The following is a 21886-nucleotide window of genomic DNA, read 5'->3' on the forward strand; positions in this document are numbered from 1 at the left end:
CAAGCTGAGATGCTGCCTTTGCGGGGCTTGCCGGAAATAGAGGTGTTGCCGTGACTAAATCCGATCTCTCCGGTCTTTACCGAGGCTATATTGCATGCCTGAGCAAGCAGGATTGGCCAAATCTGGGGAGGTTTGTTCATGATGAAGTGACCCACAACGGTCGCAAGCTCGGATTGTCCGGCTATCTCGAAATGTTGGTGAGAGACTTCGACGAAATTCCGGACCTTTATTTCAACATTCAGCTATTGGTTGCCGATCCGCCTTATGTAGCGAGCCGGCTAAGCTTCGACTGCGCGCCAAGGGGAACGTTCCTTGGGCTCGATGTAAGCGGGAAGAGAATTTCGTTTGCCGAGAACGTATTTTATGAGCTTCAGAGAGGGAAAATTCGCCAGGTGTGGTCAGTTATAGACAAGACAGCCATCGAAACTCAGCTTTGATATCTGCGAGCGCTGCCTAAAAGTCGCTCGGCTCAATCATTCTGGGGGACGCAGGCCGAAGGTCGCCGGCTTGAGGCCGTAGCGCAAGTCGAAATCGTCGTTTCGCTGGGTGCGTGCGGCCGACGGCTTGCGATAGTCCGAATCGCCGGCCTGCCGGCCCGGATCGACGACTTCCGCGAAAGGCATTGCCTGTTGTGATTTCGGCACGTTGCGCAGCCGTTCGACGATCGCCACGAGGTCGACCTCGTCGCCGGTTTCGGACGGCAAGGCATTCTCGCGTTTGGCGGTGCCGGGGATCAAATCCTCGGAGAGCTTTTCGAACTTCATCCGCATCGTCGTCGCCACGCCTTCCCCGAAGGCGATAGCCTCGCGCTGGCCCATGGAAGACAGGAACGCGAGCGTCGAAGCCGAGGAATCGGCGATCGCCGAGCGGATGATCGCCTGGTCCTGCTCGTTGGCGAGCCGCATGGCAAAGAACGTCGAGCACTGCGACAGGATGGTCGGGTCGAGTTCGCCCGGGCGCTGGGTGACGACGCCGAGATAACAGCCATATTTGCGGCCTTCCTTGGCGATGCGCGACAGCGCGTGCCGCGTCGGCGCGAAACCGAGGCGCGGATCGGCCGGCATATAGCGATGCGCTTCCTCGCACAGGAAGAGCAGCCGCAGGCGGCCTTCGCTCCACAACGCCAGGTCGAAGGCCAGCCGCGCCAGGACCGAGCAAACGGAATTGACCACCTCGGACGGCATGCCGGCCATTTCGAAGCAGGTCACTGGGCGGCCGTGATGCGGCACGCGGAAGATGTTGCCGATCGTCTCGTGGATGGTGTCCTCGATCAGGCGCGAGTTGAACATGAAACGGTAGCGCGGATCGGATGCCGCCGATTCGATACGTGTCTTCAGTGACCTGAGGGTCGGGCGATCGTTCTTGCTTTCCAGCAGCCCCATGCGCTCGTCGACCAGCTTGATGAGGTCGGCAATGCGATAGGGCACCGGCGCGTCTGCGGTCAGCGCATCGGTGCTGCGCCGTAGATAGTTGCCGGAGTTCGGATTGCGGTAGAGGTTCTTGGCCGCGGGGATGAGATCGCGCAAGGCGTCGACCTCTTCCGGGACCGTCTCGCGGCCGCGAAACAGCACCTCGGCAAATTCCTCTAGCTTGAACATCCAGAAGGGCAGGTCGAGCGTCGTCGAATCGACCCTGACGCAATATTCGGGCAACGACGCGGCGAACTCGTTGTGTGGATCGAGGATGAGCACGCGCAGGTCGGGCCGGGCGGCGATCGACTTGCGCAAGAGCAGCGACACGGCGGTCGATTTGCCGACCCCGGTGGTGCCGACAATGGCGAAATGCCGCGCCAGCGTATCGTCGATGGCGATATTGGCGTCGATCGCCTCGTCCTGCGACAGCGTGCCGATGGTGATCGAATGACGACCTGCGAGATCGTAGACGGCCTGCAGGTCGCGGCTGCGGATACGATGGGCAATGGCGCCGATATGCGGGTAGGTTGTGATGCCACGGTCGAAGATCGGCTTCGCGCCGGGTTCGGCCCCGTCGCGCACCTCGCCGATCAATTCGATGCTGACCTCGATCGGATTCTGGCCCTCGCTGCTCCACGCACGATCCGACTTGCCGATTTCATAGACCAGGCCGACGGTTCGTAATGTACCGAGATTGATCGAGATCATCTTGCCGACGCTCCACAGGCCGGTGACCGTGCCTTCGATATCGTCGGCATAGGCGCTGATGGTGGCGCGCGCGCCGTCGCATTGCACGACATTGCCCAGAATGCGCTTGTCGTTCTGCTCCGCCCTGCGGCGCTCCAGCAAAGTCGGTTCCCCAATGGAGGCTTCGCGTTCAACGAGCATGGATACGCCGGTCCCCTTTTCCCAAGCGATGAGCCTAGGCGAACGGGGTTAAGGTGGGATGAGGCCGGATGGTTTAGCGGACATTAAGGTGTTTGCGAAAACTGGATGAAACGGCCGTTGCTCTGTAGAAGAATTTCGATATATTGGATTAATGGATGATATAGCGAACGACATCTCCTCGACCATCGGCAGAAGAATACATACCGAAAGAGTGGCTCGAGGCTGGTCCCTGGCAGAGCTGGCGGAGCGGTCCAATGTTTCGAAAGCCATGCTGAGCACGGTAGAACGCGGCATGACCAGCCCGACGGCGGCACTCCTTGTGCGTATTGCGGCCGCCTTCGGCATGACGCTGTCCACATTGATCGCAAGGGCGGAATTGCAGGGCGGTGGCCTGCTTCGCGAACGTGACCAGCCGCTCTGGCGCGATCCGGCTACGGGTTATGTGCGGCGGCATCTTTCGCCGGTCTCCGACATACCCCTCGAACTGATCCGGATCCAGTTGCCGGCCGGCGCCAAGGTAAGTTTCCCGGCGGCGTCTTATGCCTTCATCAGGCAACAGATATGGCTGATCTCCGGGCGGCTGGAATTCACCGAGGGGGACATCGTTCACCGGCTCGAACCGGGCGACTGCCTGGCGCTCGGCGCGCCATCCGATTGCGTCTTTCACGCTCCGGGGCCGGACGCCGCCGACTATCTGGTTGCGTTGGCCAGGAGCTGAGGTGAAGGCGCGCCGTCCAAAACGCTGCGACAATGGCGGTCCGCCGCTCGACGACTATGACGGTCCGCCCTGGGGCAAGGGCGACCCCTATGTCTTTCTTGCCTGGCGGACCGCCCATGCCCAGGCATGGAAAGTGCCGAGCCGCGAGATCATGCTGATGCGGCTGCACAAGGCCGAGCGGCTGGGCCTGACCTATGAGGAATACACGCTCGAACTGCTGGAACGCGGGCGACATCTGCAAGAGGAAGACGCCGATCGCATCGCGGAAATCCGGCGGGCCAGGAAGCGCAAGCGGACCAGTCGTTTCGACTGACGGACGGCGACAGGGGAACGACATGAGTTCGATCGAAATCAGGCCACTCAGCAATGCTGACGGAACGCAAAAAATGCTGACGGAACTGCTGATCGGGACAGTCGCTGCGGGCGGCTCGGTCAGCTTCATGCATCCGTTGGCGCCGGAGATGGCCGCGGCCTTCTGGAACAGGTCGCTTCAGGCGGCCGCCAGAGGCGAAAGGGCGGTGCTTGGGGCCTGGAACGGCGAGGCTCTGGTCGGCACCGTCACCTTGCTGCTCGACTGCCCGCCCAACCAGCCGCACCGGGCCGAGATCGCCAAGCTGATGACCCGCCTCGATTATCGCGGCAAGGGCATCGCAACCCGCCTGATGGAGGCGGCGGAAGCCGTTGCCGTGGAGAAAGGCCGCACGCTGTTGGTCCTCGACACGGCAAAAGAGGAGGGGGCTTCCGGCCTCTATGAAAAGCTCGGCTTCACGCTGGCCGGCGAAATACCGGATTATGCGCTGAAGCCGCATGGCGGGCTCACAGGCACCCTCATCTACTGGAAACGCGTCGGCCGGACACGCTGATGGCGACAACGATGCACCTTTGCAACACCCGTCAGACCATCGCGGGCATGGAAAGAATAGCTCTTGCGTCAAATTGGCGGCGAGCTTAGAGAAGCCGCCCATTCTGATCCGTCGTCCTGAAAGGAGACCTGTCAATGACCCGGCGATCCAGATCGACACATTCCGTGCCGACGCTGGAATTGCGTGCGGCTGACAGGGTTCCAATCAGGAAGAACGGCCATGGCAAAGTCCATGATCCAGCGCAGGCAGGATGCCGAGCGCGAACGCATTGAAGCATATGCCGTAACGCTGCGGCGGGTTTTTCCCGTCCCGCGTCCCGCTCCGGATTTCGAGCGGGCGCTCGACGAGGCACGTCGGGGCTTTGCCGGCATGGCGATCCGCGACGGCGCGCTGTGGCGTCCAAAGCTGAAGACGCGCGACCCCGCGCGGCTGCGGCTGGCCGCGGCGCGCCATCTCTATGCGCGCTACCCGGTTACAGCCGCGCTCGAGGGGATTTGGCTGGACAGCTCGGGGTTGAATGCCGGCGAGATTGCGCTTCGCAAGGCTTGGTATACCGCAGTGGCGCGTGGTGACTCGCTTTACAAGGCGGGCGCCTGTGCGTGGCTGTCTCGCAAGGAGGTGCATTGCTTCTTGAACTTGCCCGGCGATTTCACGTTCGACGAGGCATTTTGGGTGGTGATCGCCCGGTCCTACACGGATGATTCCGGGTTGGCGGCCCGACTTGCCAAGTCGAAAATCGCGCGCACGCCACGTAACGATCTGGCCTTCTGGCGCGAGGTGACACGGTTCTTCTGCGGGCAACCCGCGTCGAAGGAGGAGATCGACGATCTTTGCGACTATATCGGCGCCGTGCACCAGCGCGATGCGGCGTACAGCCTGAAGGGTCGCACGCTTGCCTCGCTGCGTCGGCAGATGCTGGAATGGCATCGAGACATTGCCGCGATCGAACGCATCGAGGCAATGCGCCGCCGCGCTGCCGGGCGGACCACGCGTACTGCCGGGACGCAGTCGCAGGGTCGCGCCTGGGACGGCTCGTGCCTGGACGACTGGGACTGGCAGCCGTCGACCAAGGAGGCAAAGGCGCATGGCGAGCGTTTCTTCGTCCGTCAGTTGAAGACAGCTGAGGATCTGGTCGCCGAGAGCCGGGCGATGCATCATTGCGTCTCGATATACGCGGCCAAATGCATCGCCGGCAATGCCTCGATCTGGGTGCTGCGGCGCTCGGCGCTGGGCAAGATCGAGCGGTTGCTGACGATCGAACTCGACCCGCAAAACCGTGCGGTGCAGGTGCGCGGTTTCGGCAATCGTCTCGCCTCGCTCGAGGAGCGCAAGATCATCGAGCGCTGGGCCAAGGCGAGGGGTGTGGTGCTCTGCGCCTGAAACGGAAGACCCGCGCGGCGGAAAGGCGGCGCGGGTGCATAATGGGCGGATGTGCCGACGTCGGGCCAAGTGCACATTCGCCGTTGACAGCGGCGTCAAACCAATTCTATTGTCCGCCACCATGAAAAAGGCACTCATTCTCGTAGGAAAGCGCGTGGGCAAGGCGGTGTAACCGCCGGGCGGTGACCTCCCATGCGCAAGACACAGGCTCCCTCGGGGGCCTTTTTTATTGCCCGAAACACGACTAAACGACGAGCAATCGCCAGATGGCGAACAGTACGGGACCAGAACGATGAGCAGTGGACAGAATGAGCGGCGCGAAATGCCAAGAACTGAAATGCCAAGGAGCGAAATGACGGGTGCCGAAATGGTGGTGCAGGCGCTGAAGGACAATGGCGTCAAGCATGTTTTCGGCTATCCGGGCGGCGCGGTTCTGCCAATCTACGATGAAATCTTCCAGCAGGACGAGGTCGAGCACATCCTCGTCCGCCACGAGCAGGGCGCGGGCCACGCGGCGGAAGGCTATGCGCGCTCGACTGGCAAGGCCGGCGTCATGCTGGTGACCTCAGGGCCGGGCGCCACCAATGCGGTGACGCCATTGCAGGACGCGCTGATGGACTCGATCCCGCTGGTCTGCCTGACCGGCCAGGTGCCGACTTCGCTGATCGGCTCGGATGCGTTCCAGGAGTGCGACACGGTCGGCATCACGCGGCCCTGCACCAAGCACAACTGGCTGGTCAAGGACGTCAACGAGCTCGCGGCAACGATCCACGAGGCCTTCCATGTGGCAACGACAGGGCGCCCCGGTCCGGTCGTCGTCGACATCCCGAAGGACGTGCAGTTCGCCAGGGGTATCTATGTCCCGCCGCAGACGGCGCCGCGCACCAGCTACCAACCGAAGGTCCAGGGCGATCTGGAAAAGATCAAGGCGGCGGTCGAGCTGATGGGGGCTGCCCGAAAGCCGATCATCTATTCGGGCGGCGGCGTCATCAATTCCGGCCCGGAGGCGAGCCATCTGCTGCGCGAGCTGGTCGACCTCACCGGCTTTCCCATCACCTCGACGCTGATGGGCCTCGGCGCCTATCCGGCGTCGGGCAAGAACTGGATGGGCATGCTCGGCATGCACGGCACGTATGAAGCGAACATGGCGATGCACGATTGCGACGTCATGCTCTGCATCGGTGCGCGCTTCGACGACCGCATCACCGGGCGGCTGACGGCGTTTTCGCCGAATTCGAAGAAGATCCACATCGACATCGACCCGTCGTCGATCAACAAGAACGTCCATACCGACGTGCCGATCATCGGCGATGTCGGGCGCGTGCTGGAGGATCTGGTGCGGCTGTGGCGGGCGACCGCCAAGGCCGACAAGAAAGCGCTTCACCCGTGGTGGGAGCAGATTGCCAAATGGCGCGCCCGCGATTCGCTCGCCTACAAGATGAACCACGAGGTGATCATGCCGCAATATGCCGTCCAGCGGCTCTATGCGCTGACCAAGGACCTCGACACCTACATCACCACCGAGGTCGGCCAGCATCAGATGTGGGCGGCGCAGCACTATCATTTCGAGAAGCCGAACCGCTGGATGACCTCTGGCGGACTGGGCACGATGGGCTACGGCCTGCCGGCGGCACTCGGCGTGCAGATCGCGCACCCGGATGCGCTGGTCATCGATATCGCCGGCGACGCCTCGGTGCAGATGACGATGCAGGAAATGAGCGCGGCGGTGCAGCACGAGGCGCCGATCAAGATCTTCATCCTCAACAACCAGTATATGGGCATGGTGCGGCAGTGGCAGCAGCTGCTACACGGCAACCGGCTGTCGCACTCCTACACCGAGGCGATGCCGGATTTCGTCAAGCTCGCCGAAGCCTATGGCGGCCACGGCATTCGCTGCGACAAGCCGGACGAACTCGATGATGCCATCAAGGAGATGATCGCGGTCAAGAAGCCCGTCCTGTTCGACTGCCGCGTGGCGACGCTCGCCAACTGCTTCCCGATGATCCCGTCCGGCAAGGCGCATAACGAGATGCTGTTGCCGGACGAGGCGACAGACGAAGCTGTCGCCAACGCGATCGACGCCAAGGGTAGGGAACTGGTGTAGTCTGGTTCAAGGAAGCTGTGCGAAAACAGCAGATTAGCGCAAAAGTTTGAAATCGAGATTCATGTCATGAACGCACAGTTGCAACCGACCGGCTCCGCCTATTTCATCGCCAAGGAGACGGAAAAACCAGAGAACCACACGCTTTCGGTCCTGGTCGACAACGAGCCGGGCGTGCTTGCGCGGGTCATCGGCCTGTTTTCCGGACGTGGCTACAACATCGAGAGCCTGACGGTCTCGGAAACCGAGCACGAAAAGCACCTGTCGCGCATCACCATCGTGACGCGCGGCACGCCGCACGTGCTGGAGCAGATCAAGCACCAGCTCGAGCGCATCGTGCCGGTGCACCGCGTCGTCGATCTCACCGTGCGGTCGCAGGAATTCGGACAGGAGCGGCCATTGGAGCGGGAACTCGCGCTGGTCAAGGTCGCCGGCACCGGCGAAGCCCGCGTCGAGGCGCTCCGGCTCGCCGATGCATTCCGCGCCAGCGTCATCGATGCCAACACCGAGCATTTCATCTTCGAGATCACCGGCAAGGGCTCCAAGCTCGATCAGTTCATCGCCATCATGAAACCGCTCGGGCTGGTCGAGATCTGCCGTACCGGGGTGGCGGCGATGAACCGCGGCCCGCAAGGGATGTGATCATGATGCTCGCGGCGGCAATTCTAGCAGGCGCCGGCGCAATCGTTCTTGCGGTCACGACGGCGGCGGCCAGCCAGGAGCCGGTATTCGACAAGTCAGTGCTGCCGAAATTGTTTGAAGAAATCGACCGCAGGGGCACACCGAGCTATTATTTCCAACAATGCCCGGCCGATATTTGGCGCAGGGCGTCGGGCGTCGATGACGCGCTCTTTTCCACGGCGGGAATAGATTACCAAGGTTGTGAGAAAGACGTCTTGGCCTGTGCCAGGCGGTGTTTCGACGGACGCAGGGGCGAAGCCTGTTTCGAGACGGCCAGGGTCATCCAGGAGCACTCGCCAGAAGACAAGCAATGGACCGAGGAGATGTTCGCCCAGGCCTGCGCAACTGGCAGTATCGGCGGCTGCACAAATCGCGGCGCGGGAATTCTCTTGGGTCGGCTTGGGCTAAACAAACTGCTTGCCGCCGGTAGTGCCAATGAATCTTGCCCTTATCGCGCACATTCAAACTGAGCTGCAATGAGGGCGATGCCTGGGGTTGCACCATGTATGGCAGCGCCCTTCAGCATGGTGAAGGCGTCTCTGCGGACGAAGCCGAGGCGATGGCCGCTTACAAAAAGTCTTGCGAGATCGCTGTGGAATTTGACGCCTGCCGATACGCCAAGGCGCTCATGAAAACGATGCAAAGCCGCTAGGGCTTTTCAGATTTGCGCAACTGCGATCTTTGCGCTGCCTCGCCTCGACCAAGTTCTTTGCTTTCTCTCTTGATAGGGCGCGATACCGGGCAGACATCCTGAACAAATCCATTCAGCGTGTTCACAAGATTGTTCTGGACCAGAGAATAGTGGATGAACTGTCCGTGCCGCTCCTTGGCGATGAGCCCGGCCGTCTCCAGAATGCTCAAATGCTGCGAGATCGACGGCTTCGACATCTCGAAGCGCGCCGCGATCTCGCCCGCCGTTAGGGAAGAGTGCGCAAGATAGGCGAGGATCTTGCGCCGGGGCGCTGAAGATAGCGCTTCAAACACGCGCTGTATCGCGCCATTTGCGTGAGCAGCCGTTTCGGCATCCGCTGCGTGCTCTGCATCTTCGATCACTGTCTGCCACCTTGTGATGCCGAGGCGTTGGCTGCGCCTCGGTCCGCCTTTCTTATTTTCATTTAGACTATTGCCTAAATACCTAATTCACAGTAGTAGACGATTAGCTTACTGCCTAAGTAACGGACGACGCGCCAGAAGGCAAGGCTGTGGTCCGGAAATGTTCATGCAGGAGGAGGGGTACCGATGAAAACCATATCCACGGGCAGAATGATTTCCCAACAGGACAGTGACGCCGAAGACGGCAAAGTCGTGTGGGTGCCGGCAAAGTCGATCTGGGTCGGGGCGATGACGATCGCCGCCATTGTGTTGGGACCGATGACATTTAGCTGGAGTGCCTTCGCCTTATTCGTTGCGACAACGGCGGCGACAATCTGCGCCGGACACTCGGTGGGGATGCACCGTCTGCTCATCCACCGGTCGTTCAAGGTTCATATCTGGGTCGAGCATGCGCTGGTCTACCTTGGCGTGCTCGTCGGCATGGCCGGTCCTTTTGGGATGATCTATGCTCACGATATTCGTGACTGGGCTCAGCGCCAGACCGCATGTCACGATCTCCATGCCCATCGTCGGCCATTTTTCACCGATGCCTTCTGGCAGATGCATTGCGCGGTCGCTTTGCGCAATCCACCCACCTTCATCATCGAACCCTCGATTAGGAATGACCCGTTCTACAAGTTCGTCGAACGCACCTGGATGCTGCAACAACTGCCCTGGGCGATCCTCTTTTTCGCGTTTGGCGGCTGGGATTGGGTGGTATGGGGAATCGCGGTGCGCGTTTCAGTGTCGCTTACCGGGCATTGGTTGGTTGGGCATTTTGCGCACCGAGATGGGGAGCAAGGATGGCGCGTCGACGACGTTGCCGTGCAAGGATACAATTTGCCGCGTTTCGGGCTGGTAACGTTCGGCGAGAGTTTCCACGGCAACCATCACGCGTTTCCCGAGTCTGCACGGCTTGGTTTGGAACACGGACAGATCGATCTCGGCTGGCTATTCATTCAGGTTCTGGCGATCCTGGGTCTGGCGCACAGCGTCAAGATTCCGGAGAATACGCCGAGACGCAAAGGGCTGCGACGCGTGCGCCGTCAGCGCGAAACTGCCCCGGATTCAGATCTATGGTCGGTGCAGCCCTACCGCAGATAGATGTTCTCAGCGGATATTGGCCTAAGATATGAAAGAACGCTGGGCGCGCGTGGACCAACGAATTGCATTTGCACTCAGCACCTCATCGATTTAAGTCAGTATTTCAATATTATTGATCTTTGCGATCCTCCATGACCTTCGATGCATTCCTTGCTCTGCTGGTTTATGCCTTCGTGACCTCGATCACGCCGGGTCCGAACAATTTCATGCTTTTGGCCTCGGGCGTGAATTTCGGCTTGGTCAAAACCGTGCCACACATGCTCGGCATCGGCTTCGGCTTCCTCGTGCTGTTGCTTGCCGTAGGCTTCGGGCTTGGCGCCGTGTTGACGGCCTTTCCGGTGCTGCATACCGGGTTGAAGATCGCTGGCGGCCTCTACCTGCTTTATCTCGCCTGGAAGATCGCCATGTCGCGCTCGCTCGGCGGCGAAGGCGAGGCGAAGGGCCAGCCAATGCGCTTCATCGAGGCTGCGGCATTCCAGTGGGTTAATCCCAAGGCCTGGGTGATGGCGATTACAGCCATGGCCGTCTATACCAATCCGGAACGCCCGTTTGTGTCGGTGGTGCTGATCGCAGCCGCTTTCGCCGTCGTCATGCTGCCGAGCATTTCGACCTGGGCCGGTTTCGGCATGGCGCTGCGCGGCTTTCTGGCGGATGCGGTGCGGCTCAAATGGTTCAACATCGCCATGGGTGTGATGCTTGCGGCGACGCTGTGGCCGATGCTGCGTTAGCTGCCGTTCTATTGTGCACTGCACATTAAATCTTCGTAATGACGGGTTTTGGCCCTTTTTCGCCTTCGGCATCCTCTATTATCTGGCAAAAGCGCGGCAAGAGGCTGCGAGTTGAGCTAGACTACGGCCACCGGATAGCGGCGTGTCGGATCGAGAGGTCTTTTGTCGATGCGCGGAAAGATCGTATTAGCGGTGATCGCTGCAGCCTGCGTTGCCGCGGCGTGGCTCTATCTTTCGCCCAGCGCAATGAGCGGTCTTCAGCAGATGCTGTCGGCGAAGCAGACGGCGACGGCGGACAAGCCCGCTGCAGCGGCAAATGCCGCGCGTACGACTTCGGTGGTTGCCGCCACCGCTGCGACGGCCGATTTCCCGGTCCGGCGCTATGCCATCGGCTTTGTGTCCTCTCCTGCCGTGGTCAGCATCAACGCGCGGGTCTCGAGCCAGATCGTCGCAATCGCGGTCAAGGACGGACAGATGGTGAAGGCCGGCGACCTTCTTTTCTCGCTGGACGATCGCTCGTTGAAGGCGCAACTGGCACGCGATCAGGCGACGCTCGCAAAAGACCAGGCGCTGCTTGCCAGCGCCACGGCCGATCTTCAGCGCGCCAAAAATCTCGTCGCCAGGCAGGCCGGAACACAGCAGACCTACGATCAGGCCGTCGCGGCGCAGAAATCCGCCGCGGCCACCGTCGACGCCGACAAGGCAACGATCGATGCAGACCAAATCCAGCTTGGCTTCGCCACGATCAGGGCGCCGATCTCCGGCAGGCTTGGCGCAGTCAACGTCGCCGTCGGCGATCTCGTCACCACCAGCAACGGCAGCAGCACGTCGACTCCACTGGTGACGATCACGCAGGTCGACCCGCTGCAGGTGAACTTCAATCTCCCCGAAAGCGATCTTGCCTTGCTGCACAAGGCGCTGGCAGCGCCGCAGCAAGGTGCGGTGACGCTGACCAAGGACGGCGACCCGAAGCCGATCGGCAAGGGAACGCTGGATTTCGTCGATTCCAGCGTAGACACGGCGTCCGGCACGATCGCAACGCGGGCCAGTGTGCCCAACGCCGATCTTTCGCTATGGCCGGGCCAATACGTCAACGTCGTGCTCGATGCCGGGATCATGCCACAAATGACGTCCGTTCCGACGGTCGCCGTCCAGCCCAGCCAGAAGGGCCCGTTCGTCTATGTAATCAAGCCGGACAACACCGTTGAAATGCGGCCCGTGCAGGTCGCGCTGACAGAAGGCACCAACACCGCAATCAGCCAAGGATTGAAAAGCGGCGAGCGTGTCGTCGTCGAGGGTCAGACCAAACTGAAGAACGGCGCGGCGGTGCGCGAAGGCAAGGCTTCGACCGGCACCGGCGATCAGGCGGCTCCGAAGGTTGCCGAGGCTGACCGGACGGGCGGAACACAGCCATGATTTCCGAATTCTGCATCCGCAGGCCCGTCGCCACGCTGCTCATGTCGTTCGCCCTGGTTCTGGGCGGACTATTTGCTTACAAATTCCTGCCGGTCGCGGCGCTGCCAAGCGCCGAATTTCCGGTTGTCAACGTCTCGGCCTCGCTGCCCGGGGCTTCGCCGGAAACCATGGCGACCTCGGTGGCAACGCCTCTGATCAAGCAGTTTGCCACTATCGCAGGCATCGATTCGATCTCGACGACCAACTCGCTCGGCTCGACCTCGATCGCCATTCAGTTCGTGCTCAACCGCGACATCGATGCAGCCGCCGCCGACGTGCAGGCAGCGATCGCACGCACGCAACGACAATTGCCGCCGGAGATGACCAGCCCGCCGAGCTACCGCAAGGTCAATCCAGCCGACGCGCCGATCCTGCTGATGTCGCTGGTCAGCGACACAATTCCGCTGACCGATCTCGACGCGTTTGCCGAGAATGTGATTTCGCCGTCGCTGTCGACGATCGACGGCGTTGCGCAGGTTTCGATCTACGGCCAGCAGAAATATGCCGTACGCGTCCAGATCGATCCTACGGCGCTCGCCGCACGCGGCATCTCGATCGACCAGCTGCAGACGGCCATTGCCTCGGCCAACAGCAACACGCCGCTCGGCGTGCTCAAGAACAACAAACAGCAGCTGACGATCACCGCGAACACGCAGCTGACCGATGCGGCGGGATTCTCCAACATCATCATCGCCACCAAGAACGGCCATCCGGTGCGGCTCGGCGAGGTGACCCGCGTCATCGATTCGGTCGAGACCACGACGACGGCAAGCTGGTATGACGGCACCCGCGCCATCATTATGGCGGTGCAGCGCCAGCCGGATGCCAATACCGTCGACGTCGTCGACCGCGTCAAGGCGATGCTGCCTTCCTTCGACGATCAGATGCCGGCGGCGGCGAGCATCCAGTTGCTCAACGACCGCTCGACGTCGATCCGCGAGGCGGTCGACGACGTGCAGTTCACGCTGCTGCTCACCATCGCGCTGGTGGTGATGGTGATCTTCCTGTTCCTGCGCCGGGTAACGGCGACGGTGATCCCGGCCGTGGCGGTGCCGATTTCGCTCATCGCCACGCTGGGCGTGATGTACCTGTTCGGCTTTTCCATCGACAACGTCTCATTGATGGGGCTGACGCTGGCGGTCGGTCTTGTCGTCGACGATGCAATCGTCATGCTCGAAAACATTTTCCGCCACATGGAGGAGGACGGGCTCTCTGCCCTCGAGGCGTCGCTCAAGGGCGCCCGCGAAATCGGCTTCACCATCATCTCGATCTCGATCTCGCTGGTCGCCGTGTTCATTCCGGTGCTTTTGATGGGCGGCGTGATCGGGCGCATCTTCAACGAATTCGCGGTGGTGGTGACGGTCGCCATCCTGGCGTCGATGTTCGTCTCGCTGACGCTGACGCCGATGCTGTGCTCGCGGCTGTTGTCATTATCGAAAGCCGAGCAGAAAGCAGCGCACGAAGGCCATAGACAAAACGTCTTCATGCGGGGCTATGACAGGCTGCTGACATTCTGCCTGCGCCACAATTTCCTTGTCTTCCTTGTCTTCCTCGTGACCGCCGGGCTGTCGGTGTGGCTGATCCAGATTTCGCCGAAGGGCTTCTTCCCGCAGGAGGATATCGGCCAGGTCTCGGTGACGACCATCGCGCGCCAGGACATCTCGTTTGACGCGATGGTGAAGCTGCAGGGGCAAGTGGCGGATGTCTTCACCCATTCGCCCTACGTCGCGCATGTCGGTTGGTCGGCGGGCAGTGGAAACAATGCGCTCAACCAGGGCCAGCTGTTTGTGCAGCTGAAAGACAAGGACCACCGACCGAACATCGACAAGGTGCTTACGGACCTGCGGCGCCAGCTGGCCAATGTGCCCGGCATCGAAACCTACATGCAGCCGGTGCAGAACCTGCGGCTCGGCGCGCGTTCTTCGGCGAGTGCCTACCAGCTTGCCGTTCAGGGCCTCGATACCGGCCTGACGAACGTCTGGGCGCAGAAGCTGACGGACGCGATGGCTGCCGATCATGCCGCCTTCACCGACGTCACCAATGACCTGCAGAACAACGCGCTACAGGCGACGCTGGTGATCGACCGCGACAAGGCGGCGAACCTCGGCGTCGATACCGACACGCTGCGCTCCAGTCTCTATGGCGGTTTCGGCACCCAGCAGGTGTCGACCATCTTCGGCTCGGCCGACAGCTACGACGTGATCATGGAACTCGATCCGAAGATCGAGTGGTCGCCCGAGCGGATGCTGGCCATCAAGGTAAGAACGGCGAGCGGCAGCCTGGTGCCGCTCGGTGCGTTCGCCCGCGTCGATCGGACCGCCGGTGCTTTGACCGTCAACCAGCTCGGCCAACTTCCGGCAGTGACCATCTCCTACAATCTGCCGCAAGGCGTGGCCCTCGGTGACAGCGTGAGCCACATCAACGCGCTGAAGGACAAGATCGGCATGCCGCCGACGGTCTCGACCGCCTTCTCGGGCACGGCCAAGACGTTCCAGGATTCGCTTTCCAACCAGGGGCTGCTGATCGGCGGCGCGATTCTGACCATCTATATCGTTCTCGGCATGCTCTATGAGAGCTTCATCCACCCGCTCACCATCCTGACCGGGCTTCCATCGGCGGTGCTCGGCGCGCTGGTGGCACTGCGGCTGGCGGGGATGGATCTGTCGGTGATCGCGGTGATCGGCATCCTGATGCTGATCGGCATCGTCAAGAAGAACGGCATCATGATGATCGACGTGGCGCTGGAACTCAGGCGCGAGGGGATGTCGCCCGTCGAATCCATCCACAAGGCCTGCCTGATGCGCTTTCGGCCGATCATGATGACCACGCTTGCCGCGCTGATGGGTACCATCCCGATCGCGCTCGGCACCGGCGCCAGCGCGGAATTGCGCCAGCCTCTCGGCGTGGCGGTGGTCGGCGGTCTTGTCGCCTCGCAGGCACTGACGCTGTTCGTCACACCCGTCATTTACGTCTACATGGAGCATTTTTCCGGCTGGCTGGTCAGGCTGTGGGCGCGGCGCCGGGGCGAGCCGAGCCCGGTCGAAGCGGTCGACCAGCCGTCACTGTTCGACGAGGAGGAAGAACCGGTGCCGCAAAAGGCGGCAGCCGAATAGCGCTGGCCCAAGCCGTGGTGCTTGCGGCCGGGGGTCCGCGATCGTAATTTGACGCCATGCCGCACAATCACGACCACGACAACGAGCTTGATCCCTTTGCGGCGCGGGTGCGCGCGCTGGAGACGATTCTCACCCGCAAAGGCCTGATCGATCCGGCGGCGATCGATGTTATCGTCGACACCTATGAGACTAAGATCGGGCCGCGCAACGGCGCAAAGGTGGTGGCGAAGGCCTGGGTTGATCCCGGGTTTGCCGCATGGCTGAAGCGTGATGCGACGGCGGCAATCGAATCGCTCGGCTACACCGGCCGGCAAGGCGAGCACATGCAGGCGGTGTTCAACACGGCCGACACGCACAACCTCGTCGTCTGCACGCTATGCTCCTGCTATCCGTGGTCGGTGCTCGGCCTGCCGCCGGTCTGGTACAAGGCGCCGCCCTACCGTTCGCGCGCAGTGATCGATCCGCGCGGCGTGCTCGAGGAATTCGGTCTGACCTTGCCGGCGAGGACGACAATCCGGGTGTGGGATTCGACCGCCGAGCTGCGCTATCTGGTGGTGCCGATGCGCCCCTGGGGTACGGAGGGCTGGGATGAGGCAAGGCTCGCCGATCTGGTGACGCGCGATGCCATGATCGGCACGGCGTTGGTGCGGGAACCGGCATGAACGGGCCGCAGGATCTCGGCGGCCAGATGGGTTTCGGGCCGGTCGCGCCCGAACCTGACGAACCCTATTTCCATGCCGATTGGGAAAGGCGGGCGCTGGGCGTGACGTTGTGCGCTGGCGCCATGGGCGCCTGGACCATCGACGAGAGCCGGCACGCGCGGGAATCGCTGCATCCAGCGGATTATTATGCCTCCAGCTACTACCAGATATGGATCAAGGCGCTGGAGGTGCTGCTCAAACGCCATGGTTTCGTCAGCGACCGGGACCTGACTACGGGCGACGCAGTCGACCCGGCAGCGACACCCAAACGGGTGCTGAAGGCTAAGGACGTTCCGGCGGTGCTGGCCAAGGGCGGGCACTGCGACCGGCCTGTCGCCGCGCCTGCGCGGTTCAAGGCGGGCGACCCCGTGCGAACCAAGAACTTTCATCCGACCGGCCACACCAGACTGCCGCGCTATGCACGCGGCAAGCGAGGCGTCGTCGAGGCTGTGCGCGACGGCTTTGTCTTTCCCGACACCAATGCGCACGGCCAGGGCGAAAACCCGCAATGGGTCTATACGGTGGCCTTCACCGGCGGCGAAATCTGGGGCGAGGGCGCCGATCCGACACTTGTCGTGTCGATCGACGCCTGGGAGAGCTACCTTGAGCCGGCGTGAGACGGGCTCAGTTGCCGCCATGCTGCCCGCCGGTGTCGAGTCGCCTGTGTTTGCCGAGCCGTGGCAAGCAGAGGCCTTTGCCATGACGGTAGCACTGCACGACAACGGGCTGTTTTCGTGGAGCGAATGGGCGGATGCTTTGTCGGCAGAGGTGAAGCGGCCGGGCGCCGCGCGCGACGGTCACGATTACTACGAGCACTGGCTGGCAGCGCTGGAAAAGCTGCTTTTGGCCAAGGGCGTTGCCGGAAAGCGCGACGTCGATGCGCTCGCCGCTGCCTGGGAACGCGCCGCGCACGCAACTCCGCATGGCAAGCCGATCCAGCTGGAGAACGATCCACAGCAGGCCGGGTAAGCTGCGGCCGCCCGGCCTTGTTCTCTTTACGTTCCTGTTCGTCACTGATAGCCTGACCCTGTCGCAGCGGCGTGATTGCCGGCGATGAAAATTTGCCGGTGACGGCAGTCACCTTGTCTTTCCCTCGCGAATCCGGTCTGTCGCGCTGATGGAATTCTCTCCTCAACAAGACGAGGCGCTGAAGGCGGTGGCCGGCTGGCTGAAAGCCGGCAAGCCGCAGCTGTTCCGGCTGTTCGGCTATGCCGGCACCGGTAAGACGACGCTGGCGCGCTATTTCGCCGAGCATGTCGACGGCCAGGTGCAGTTCGCCGCGTTTACCGGTAAGGCGGCGCAGGTGCTGCGTTCCAAGGGCGCGGTCAATGCCCGCACCATCCATTCGCTGATCTACCGGCCGAAGGGCGAGGAATCGGTAGCGGACGAGGTGACCGGCAAGACATCGATGTCGCCGACATTTTCGCTCAACCGGCAGAGCCCGATCTCGCGGGCCAAGCTCGTCGTCATCGACGAATGCTCAATGGTCGACGAGCAACTCGGCCGTGACCTGATGAGCTTCGGCACGCCGATCCTGGTGCTCGGCGATCCCGGCCAGTTGCCGCCAATCTCCGGCGGCGGCTTCTTCACCGACCACGAGCCGGACATTCTGCTCACCGAAATCCACCGCCAGGCGCGCGACAACCCGATCATCAGGCTGGCGCTCGACGTGCGCGAGGGCCGCGAGTTCATGCGCGGCGACTATGGCGCGGCGCAGGTGATCGGCAAGGAAGACGTCACCCAGGAATTGGTGCTGAAAGCGGACCAGGTGCTGGTCGGCACCAACCGCACGCGCCGCCGTTACAACCAGCGGCTGCGCGAGCTGAAGGGGTTCAACGCCGATTATCCGCAAGCCGGCGACAAGCTGGTCTGTCTGCGCAACGATCCGGCCAAGGGACTGCTCAACGGCTCGTTGTGGAAGGTGATGACCTCGTCGCGCGAGACGGTCAAGCCTGGCATCAATCTGCTGGTTTCGCCGGAGGAAGACGACCCGGATCGCGGCGTCGCCAAGATCAAGCTGCTCAAGGCGGCATTCGAAGATCCGGACGCCGACATTCCCTGGCAGCAGAAGAAACGTTTCGACGATTTCGACTATGGCTATGCACTGACCGTGCACAAGGCGCAAGGGTCGCAATGGAACGAGATCGTGCTTTTCGACGAAAGCTGGGCATTCAAGGAAACTCGCCAGCGTTGGCTCTATACCGCTATCACGCGCGCGGCCGAACGGTTGACGATCGTCCGATAGGGCTGTCAGGTCCGTCGTATCAGCGCTGGGCGATCGGTCTGGCGTCAAGCCATTCCCAGGCGGCGGCTTCGTCCTTGGCCTCGAAATGCCGGAGTTCGATAGGCAAAGAGGCAGGCAAAAAGGCTCTTGCCTCCGATATCCAGTTCGGCTCACCGATCGCCGCGCAGCGGCCGATATGCTCCACGGCATGAGCTATGCCCTGTTCGATCGTCTCGTCCGATACGTCGGCCCAGTCGACACCCTCATGGTCGATCAGGCGCACCAGCACGTCGATCTTCGGATGCAGCGCATAGGCCGCCTCCAGCAATCCGAACAGGTTTTCGGCGTCAGCCGCTGCGACATGGCCGACGACATCGATGGCGAAGAGGTCTTCGCGATCGGTGTCGATGCGGCGAACCGCCGGCACGGCCTCGAGAAAATTCAACAGGGAACTCCTTGCGCTCGATTTCCTTCGCAAACCTTGGAACACCTGAAACCCTCTGTCTGTTCCCATTAAAGGCGGTATAGATGCGCGCCAAGATCAGCCTGGAGCCGTGCAAATGCCTGCAAAGCTTTCCGTCAATCTCAATGCGATCGCCATGCTGCGCAACCGGCGCGACCTGCCGTGGCCAAGCGTGACGGGGCTCGGACGCATCGCCCTTGCCGCCGGCGCGCATGGGCTCACGGTGCACCCGCGACCCGACGAGCGGCACACCAGGCATTCCGATCTGCCTGAGATCAGGGCGCTGATCGACGACGAGTTCCCGAATGCGGAATTCAACATCGAGGGCTATCCGACCGAGGAGTTCCTGGCGCTTGTGGAAAAGCATCAGCCCGAGCAGGTGACGCTGGTGCCCGACGACCCGGCGCAGGCGACTTCCGACCATGGCTGGAACTTCGCCGCCGAGGCTGCGTTCCTGACACCGGTCGTCAAGCGCCTGAAGAAGGGAGGCTTTCGCGTGTCGCTGTTTTCGGATCCGGATCCCGCTGGCGTGAACGCCGCTCGCGATACCGGCGCCGATCGGATCGAACTCTATACGGGTCCATACGGCAGCTATCATTCCGATTCGGCAAAAGCGGCGAAGGAATTGGAGAAATTGGGAAAGACGGCGGATGCCGCATTGGCGGCAGGGCTCCAGGTCAACGCCGGACACGACCTTGTGGTGAGCAATTTGCCGGCGCTGGCCAGGCGCATCCCGGCATTGGCCGAAGTGTCGATCGGACATGGGTTGACAGCCGATGCGTTGGAGTATGGCATGGCCGCAACGGTCAGGCGGTTTCTGAAGGCTTGTGGCTGGTAGAGAAAGGCGAGCCGATAGGCCATGCGTTCCGGGCACGGCAGCGCGTCCTTTCCATCCCGCAGCGTCGAGCGCCGCACGTCAATGGGAGTGTCGTCCATGGCTCTTGCCCACGCCGGTAGCGAGGCAGAACCCATCGAACAATCCAGCCACTCCAAGGCCGAGCAGCACAGCACCAGAGTTTTGATGCTGGGCGCGTTGGGCGTGGTTTACGGCGATATCGGCACGAGCCCAATCTACGCGTTTCGGGAAGCGCTGCACGCATCGTCGGGACCGGTAGCGCGCAACGACGTCCTTGGCGTGCTGTCGCTTATCGTCTGGGCGCTGACGATCATCGTCACGATAAAGTACGTCGCTTTCGTGCTCAGAGCCGACAACAAGGGTGAGGGCGGCACGCTGTCGCTGATGGCGCTTGCGCGCAACGCTTATCCAAAGGGAGCCCGGTTCATTCTGGGGATCGGACTTTGCGGCGCGGCGCTGTTTTTCGGCGACGCCATCATAACGCCGGCCATCTCCGTGCTTTCGGCGGTCGAGGGCCTGGAAGTGGTGACCCCGACGCTGGAAACTTATGTTGTTCCGATCACGCTGATCATCCTGGCAATGCTTTTTGCCGTGCAACGCTTTGGCACCGGCAGGGTGGCGGCCGTGTTCGGACCGGTGACGGCCGCGTGGTTCCTGGCGATCGGTGCCGCCGGGGTCTACCATCTGCTGGACGACCCGTCGGTCCTGCTGGCGATCAATCCCTATTACGCGGTCGCTTATCTGGCCAATACGCCCACCGGTGCGTTCGTCACGGTCGGGGCTGTGTTCCTGGCGGTCACCGGGGCCGAAGCCCTTTATGTCGATCTCGGCCATTTCGGCCGCAGGCCGATCGTGCTGGCGTGGTTCTCCGTGGTGTTCCCTTGTCTGCTCCTCAACTATTTCGGACAAGGCGCGTTCGTTCTGGCCAACGGCGGCAAACCCACCAATCCATTCTTCCAGATGCTGCCGGATTGGGCGCTAATGCCCATGGTTGGGCTGGCCACGGCAGCGACGGTGATCGCCAGCCAGGCGGTGATCTCCGGCGCTTTCTCGCTGACGCGGCAGGCGGTGCAGCTCAATCTGCTGCCACGTATCGAGGTGCAGCATACTTCCGAGATGCAATCCGGCCAGATCTACATGCCGCGGGTCAATCTGGTGGTCGCGCTCGGCGTGATGCTGCTGGTGGTCGGCTTTGGCAGTTCGAGTTCGCTGGCTTCCGCCTATGGCATTTCGGTGACTGGCGAAATGCTGATGACAACCATCCTGTTGTTTGTGGTGATGCGGTTCCGGTGGAAATGGCAGCTTGCACTGGCAGCCGCGCTCACACTGCTGTTCGGCACGATCGATACTGGATTTTTCCTCGCAAACGTCGTCAAGATCCTCGAAGGCGGGTGGGTGTCGATCACGGTCGCCTGCGGCATGGGGCTGATCATGTCCACATGGATACGCGGCACCCGCTATTTGTTCGACAAGACGCGCCGGAACGAGATCCCGCTGGATTTCCTCGCCGGCAATCTGCTGAAGAAGAAGCCGCATCTGGTGTCGGGCACCGCGGTGTTCCTGACCAGCGATCCGCTGAGCGCGCCGACCGCGCTGATGCACAGCCTGAAGCACTACAAGGTGCTGCACGAGCAGAACGTCATCCTTTCGGTGGTGACGGCACCGCAGCCGGTTGTGCCCGACAGCGAGCGCGTCAAGATGGAAATGGTCAACGAGCTGTTCATGCGGGTGACGCTGACCTTCGGCTATATGGAGCAGCCCAACATCCCGCGTGCGCTGGCGATCTGCCGCAAACAGGGCTGGAAGTTCGACATCATGACGACGTCCTTCTTCCTGTCGCGGCGCTCTCTCAAGGCCTCGCCCAATTCCGGCATGCCGGTCTGGCAGGACAAGCTGTTCATCGGGCTGGCGCGCTCGGCGGCCGATGCAACGGAATATTTCCAGATCCCGACCGGACGCGTCGTCGAGATCGGGACGCAGGTGGCTATTTAAAAACGTGTCCGTTGCGACATTCCAGGTGGTCTGCCGATCGGACTGAGTCTGCCAAGTCGTGGAGGGCTCGCAATATCGGGACGGAGCCATTACGTGACGGCACTTGATATTGCAG

Annotated in this window: 22 protein-coding genes; 19 read left to right on the forward strand and 3 right to left on the reverse strand. The window is 61.9% G+C overall.

The window, feature by feature from the left end; translation table 11 throughout:
* Nucleotides 1-50: 50 nt before the first annotated feature.
* A complete protein-coding gene (locus NKH49_RS16480; RefSeq protein WP_352926740.1) occupies nt 51-437 on the forward strand; it encodes an ester cyclase in 387 nt (128 codons plus the stop codon).
* Between the two features lie 36 nt (nt 438-473).
* Here the strand turns inward: NKH49_RS16480 and NKH49_RS16485 are convergent, their stop codons facing one another.
* Nucleotides 474-2300, reverse strand: a complete 1827-nt coding sequence (locus tag NKH49_RS16485) for an ATP-binding protein (RefSeq protein ID WP_352926743.1) — start codon at nt 2298-2300, stop codon at nt 474-476.
* A gap of 151 nt (nt 2301-2451) precedes the next feature.
* On the opposite strand from NKH49_RS16485, the gene NKH49_RS16490 reads away from it, so the two are divergent.
* The 8 genes from NKH49_RS16490 to NKH49_RS16525 all read left to right on the forward strand — a co-directional run bounded on the left by NKH49_RS16490 (nt 2452) and on the right by NKH49_RS16525 (nt 8695).
* Nucleotides 2452-3018: a helix-turn-helix domain-containing protein gene (locus NKH49_RS16490; protein ID WP_352539571.1), complete on the forward strand. Its 567-nt coding sequence runs from the start codon at nt 2452-2454 to the stop codon at nt 3016-3018.
* Nucleotide 3019: 1 nt separating this feature from the next.
* Nucleotides 3020-3331 carry a hypothetical protein gene (locus tag NKH49_RS16495; RefSeq protein WP_352767809.1) on the forward strand — a complete coding sequence of 104 codons (312 nt, stop codon included), beginning with the start codon at nt 3020-3022 and terminating at the stop codon, nt 3329-3331.
* Between the two features lie 22 nt (nt 3332-3353).
* A complete protein-coding gene (locus NKH49_RS16500; protein ID WP_352926746.1) occupies nt 3354-3881 on the forward strand; it encodes a GNAT family N-acetyltransferase in 528 nt (175 codons plus the stop codon).
* Nucleotides 3882-4100: 219 nt separating this feature from the next.
* A complete protein-coding gene (locus NKH49_RS16505; protein WP_352539572.1) occupies nt 4101-5261 on the forward strand; it encodes a PcfJ domain-containing protein in 1161 nt (386 codons plus the stop codon).
* 352 nt (nt 5262-5613) lie between these two features.
* Nucleotides 5614-7365 carry an acetolactate synthase 3 large subunit gene (locus NKH49_RS16510; protein ID WP_352471629.1) on the forward strand — a complete coding sequence of 584 codons (1752 nt, stop codon included), beginning with the start codon at nt 5614-5616 and terminating at the stop codon, nt 7363-7365.
* A 66-nt stretch (nt 7366-7431) separates the two neighbouring features.
* Nucleotides 7432-8004 carry an acetolactate synthase small subunit gene (gene ilvN, locus NKH49_RS16515; RefSeq protein ID WP_023676680.1) on the forward strand — a complete coding sequence of 191 codons (573 nt, stop codon included), beginning with the start codon at nt 7432-7434 and terminating at the stop codon, nt 8002-8004.
* Between the two features lie 2 nt (nt 8005-8006).
* Nucleotides 8007-8513: a hypothetical protein gene (locus tag NKH49_RS16520; RefSeq protein WP_352926749.1), complete on the forward strand. Its 507-nt coding sequence runs from the start codon at nt 8007-8009 to the stop codon at nt 8511-8513.
* A 32-nt stretch (nt 8514-8545) separates the two neighbouring features.
* On the forward strand, nt 8546-8695 hold the full coding sequence (locus NKH49_RS16525; RefSeq protein WP_352539573.1) for a hypothetical protein: 150 nt from the start codon (nt 8546-8548) through the stop codon (nt 8693-8695).
* Here the strand turns inward: NKH49_RS16525 and NKH49_RS16530 are convergent.
* Nucleotides 8692-9096: a metalloregulator ArsR/SmtB family transcription factor gene (locus NKH49_RS16530; protein WP_352539574.1), complete on the reverse strand. Its 405-nt coding sequence runs from the start codon at nt 9094-9096 to the stop codon at nt 8692-8694. The genes NKH49_RS16525 and NKH49_RS16530 overlap by 4 nt on opposite strands.
* 186 nt (nt 9097-9282) lie before the next feature.
* On the opposite strand from NKH49_RS16530, the gene NKH49_RS16535 reads away from it, so the two are divergent.
* The 8 genes from NKH49_RS16535 to NKH49_RS16570 all read left to right on the forward strand — a co-directional run bounded on the left by NKH49_RS16535 (nt 9283) and on the right by NKH49_RS16570 (nt 18481).
* Nucleotides 9283-10239, forward strand: coding sequence for an acyl-CoA desaturase (locus NKH49_RS16535; RefSeq protein ID WP_352767816.1), 957 nt, complete (start codon nt 9283-9285; stop codon nt 10237-10239).
* Nucleotides 10240-10370: 131 nt separating this feature from the next.
* Nucleotides 10371-10967 (forward strand): LysE family translocator, encoded by a 597-nt coding sequence (locus tag NKH49_RS16540; protein ID WP_352589601.1) that lies wholly within the window; start codon nt 10371-10373, stop codon nt 10965-10967.
* Between the two features lie 168 nt (nt 10968-11135).
* Complete coding sequence (locus tag NKH49_RS16545) at nt 11136-12383, forward strand: efflux RND transporter periplasmic adaptor subunit (RefSeq protein WP_352926752.1); 1248 nt, start codon at nt 11136-11138, stop codon at nt 12381-12383.
* Nucleotides 12380-15535 (forward strand): efflux RND transporter permease subunit, encoded by a 3156-nt coding sequence (locus NKH49_RS16550; RefSeq protein WP_352926755.1) that lies wholly within the window; start codon nt 12380-12382, stop codon nt 15533-15535. Before NKH49_RS16545 ends, NKH49_RS16550 begins: the two co-directional genes overlap by 4 nt.
* Nucleotides 15536-15591: 56 nt before the next feature.
* Nucleotides 15592-16197, forward strand: coding sequence for a nitrile hydratase subunit alpha (gene nthA, locus NKH49_RS16555; protein ID WP_352768924.1), 606 nt, complete (start codon nt 15592-15594; stop codon nt 16195-16197).
* Nucleotides 16194-16853 carry a nitrile hydratase subunit beta gene (gene nthB, locus NKH49_RS16560; protein WP_352767821.1) on the forward strand — a complete coding sequence of 220 codons (660 nt, stop codon included), beginning with the start codon at nt 16194-16196 and terminating at the stop codon, nt 16851-16853. The genes nthA and nthB overlap by 4 nt, the downstream gene beginning before the upstream one ends.
* 19 nt (nt 16854-16872) lie before the next feature.
* On the forward strand, nt 16873-17205 hold the full coding sequence (locus NKH49_RS16565) for a nitrile hydratase accessory protein (protein WP_352926792.1): 333 nt from the start codon (nt 16873-16875) through the stop codon (nt 17203-17205).
* 148 nt (nt 17206-17353) lie between these two features.
* A complete protein-coding gene (locus NKH49_RS16570) occupies nt 17354-18481 on the forward strand; it encodes an ATP-dependent DNA helicase (protein WP_023720791.1) in 1128 nt (375 codons plus the stop codon).
* A gap of 19 nt (nt 18482-18500) precedes the next feature.
* On the opposite strand, the gene NKH49_RS16575 is transcribed toward NKH49_RS16570, so the two are convergent.
* Nucleotides 18501-18905 (reverse strand): SpoIIAA family protein, encoded by a 405-nt coding sequence (locus NKH49_RS16575; RefSeq protein WP_352926758.1) that lies wholly within the window; start codon nt 18903-18905, stop codon nt 18501-18503.
* A gap of 115 nt (nt 18906-19020) precedes the next feature.
* Here NKH49_RS16575 and NKH49_RS16580 point away from each other — a divergent pair, with 115 nt between their 5' ends.
* On the forward strand, nt 19021-19761 hold the full coding sequence (locus NKH49_RS16580; RefSeq protein ID WP_352471639.1) for a pyridoxine 5'-phosphate synthase: 741 nt from the start codon (nt 19021-19023) through the stop codon (nt 19759-19761).
* Between the two features lie 96 nt (nt 19762-19857).
* Complete coding sequence (locus tag NKH49_RS16585; protein ID WP_352539580.1) at nt 19858-21771, forward strand: potassium transporter Kup; 1914 nt, start codon at nt 19858-19860, stop codon at nt 21769-21771.
* Nucleotides 21772-21886 lie beyond the last annotated feature (115 nt).

Origin of the sequence: Mesorhizobium sp. M1088, from assembly GCF_040318575.1 — a bacterium.
Taxonomy (GTDB): Bacteria; Pseudomonadota; Alphaproteobacteria; order Rhizobiales; family Rhizobiaceae; genus Mesorhizobium.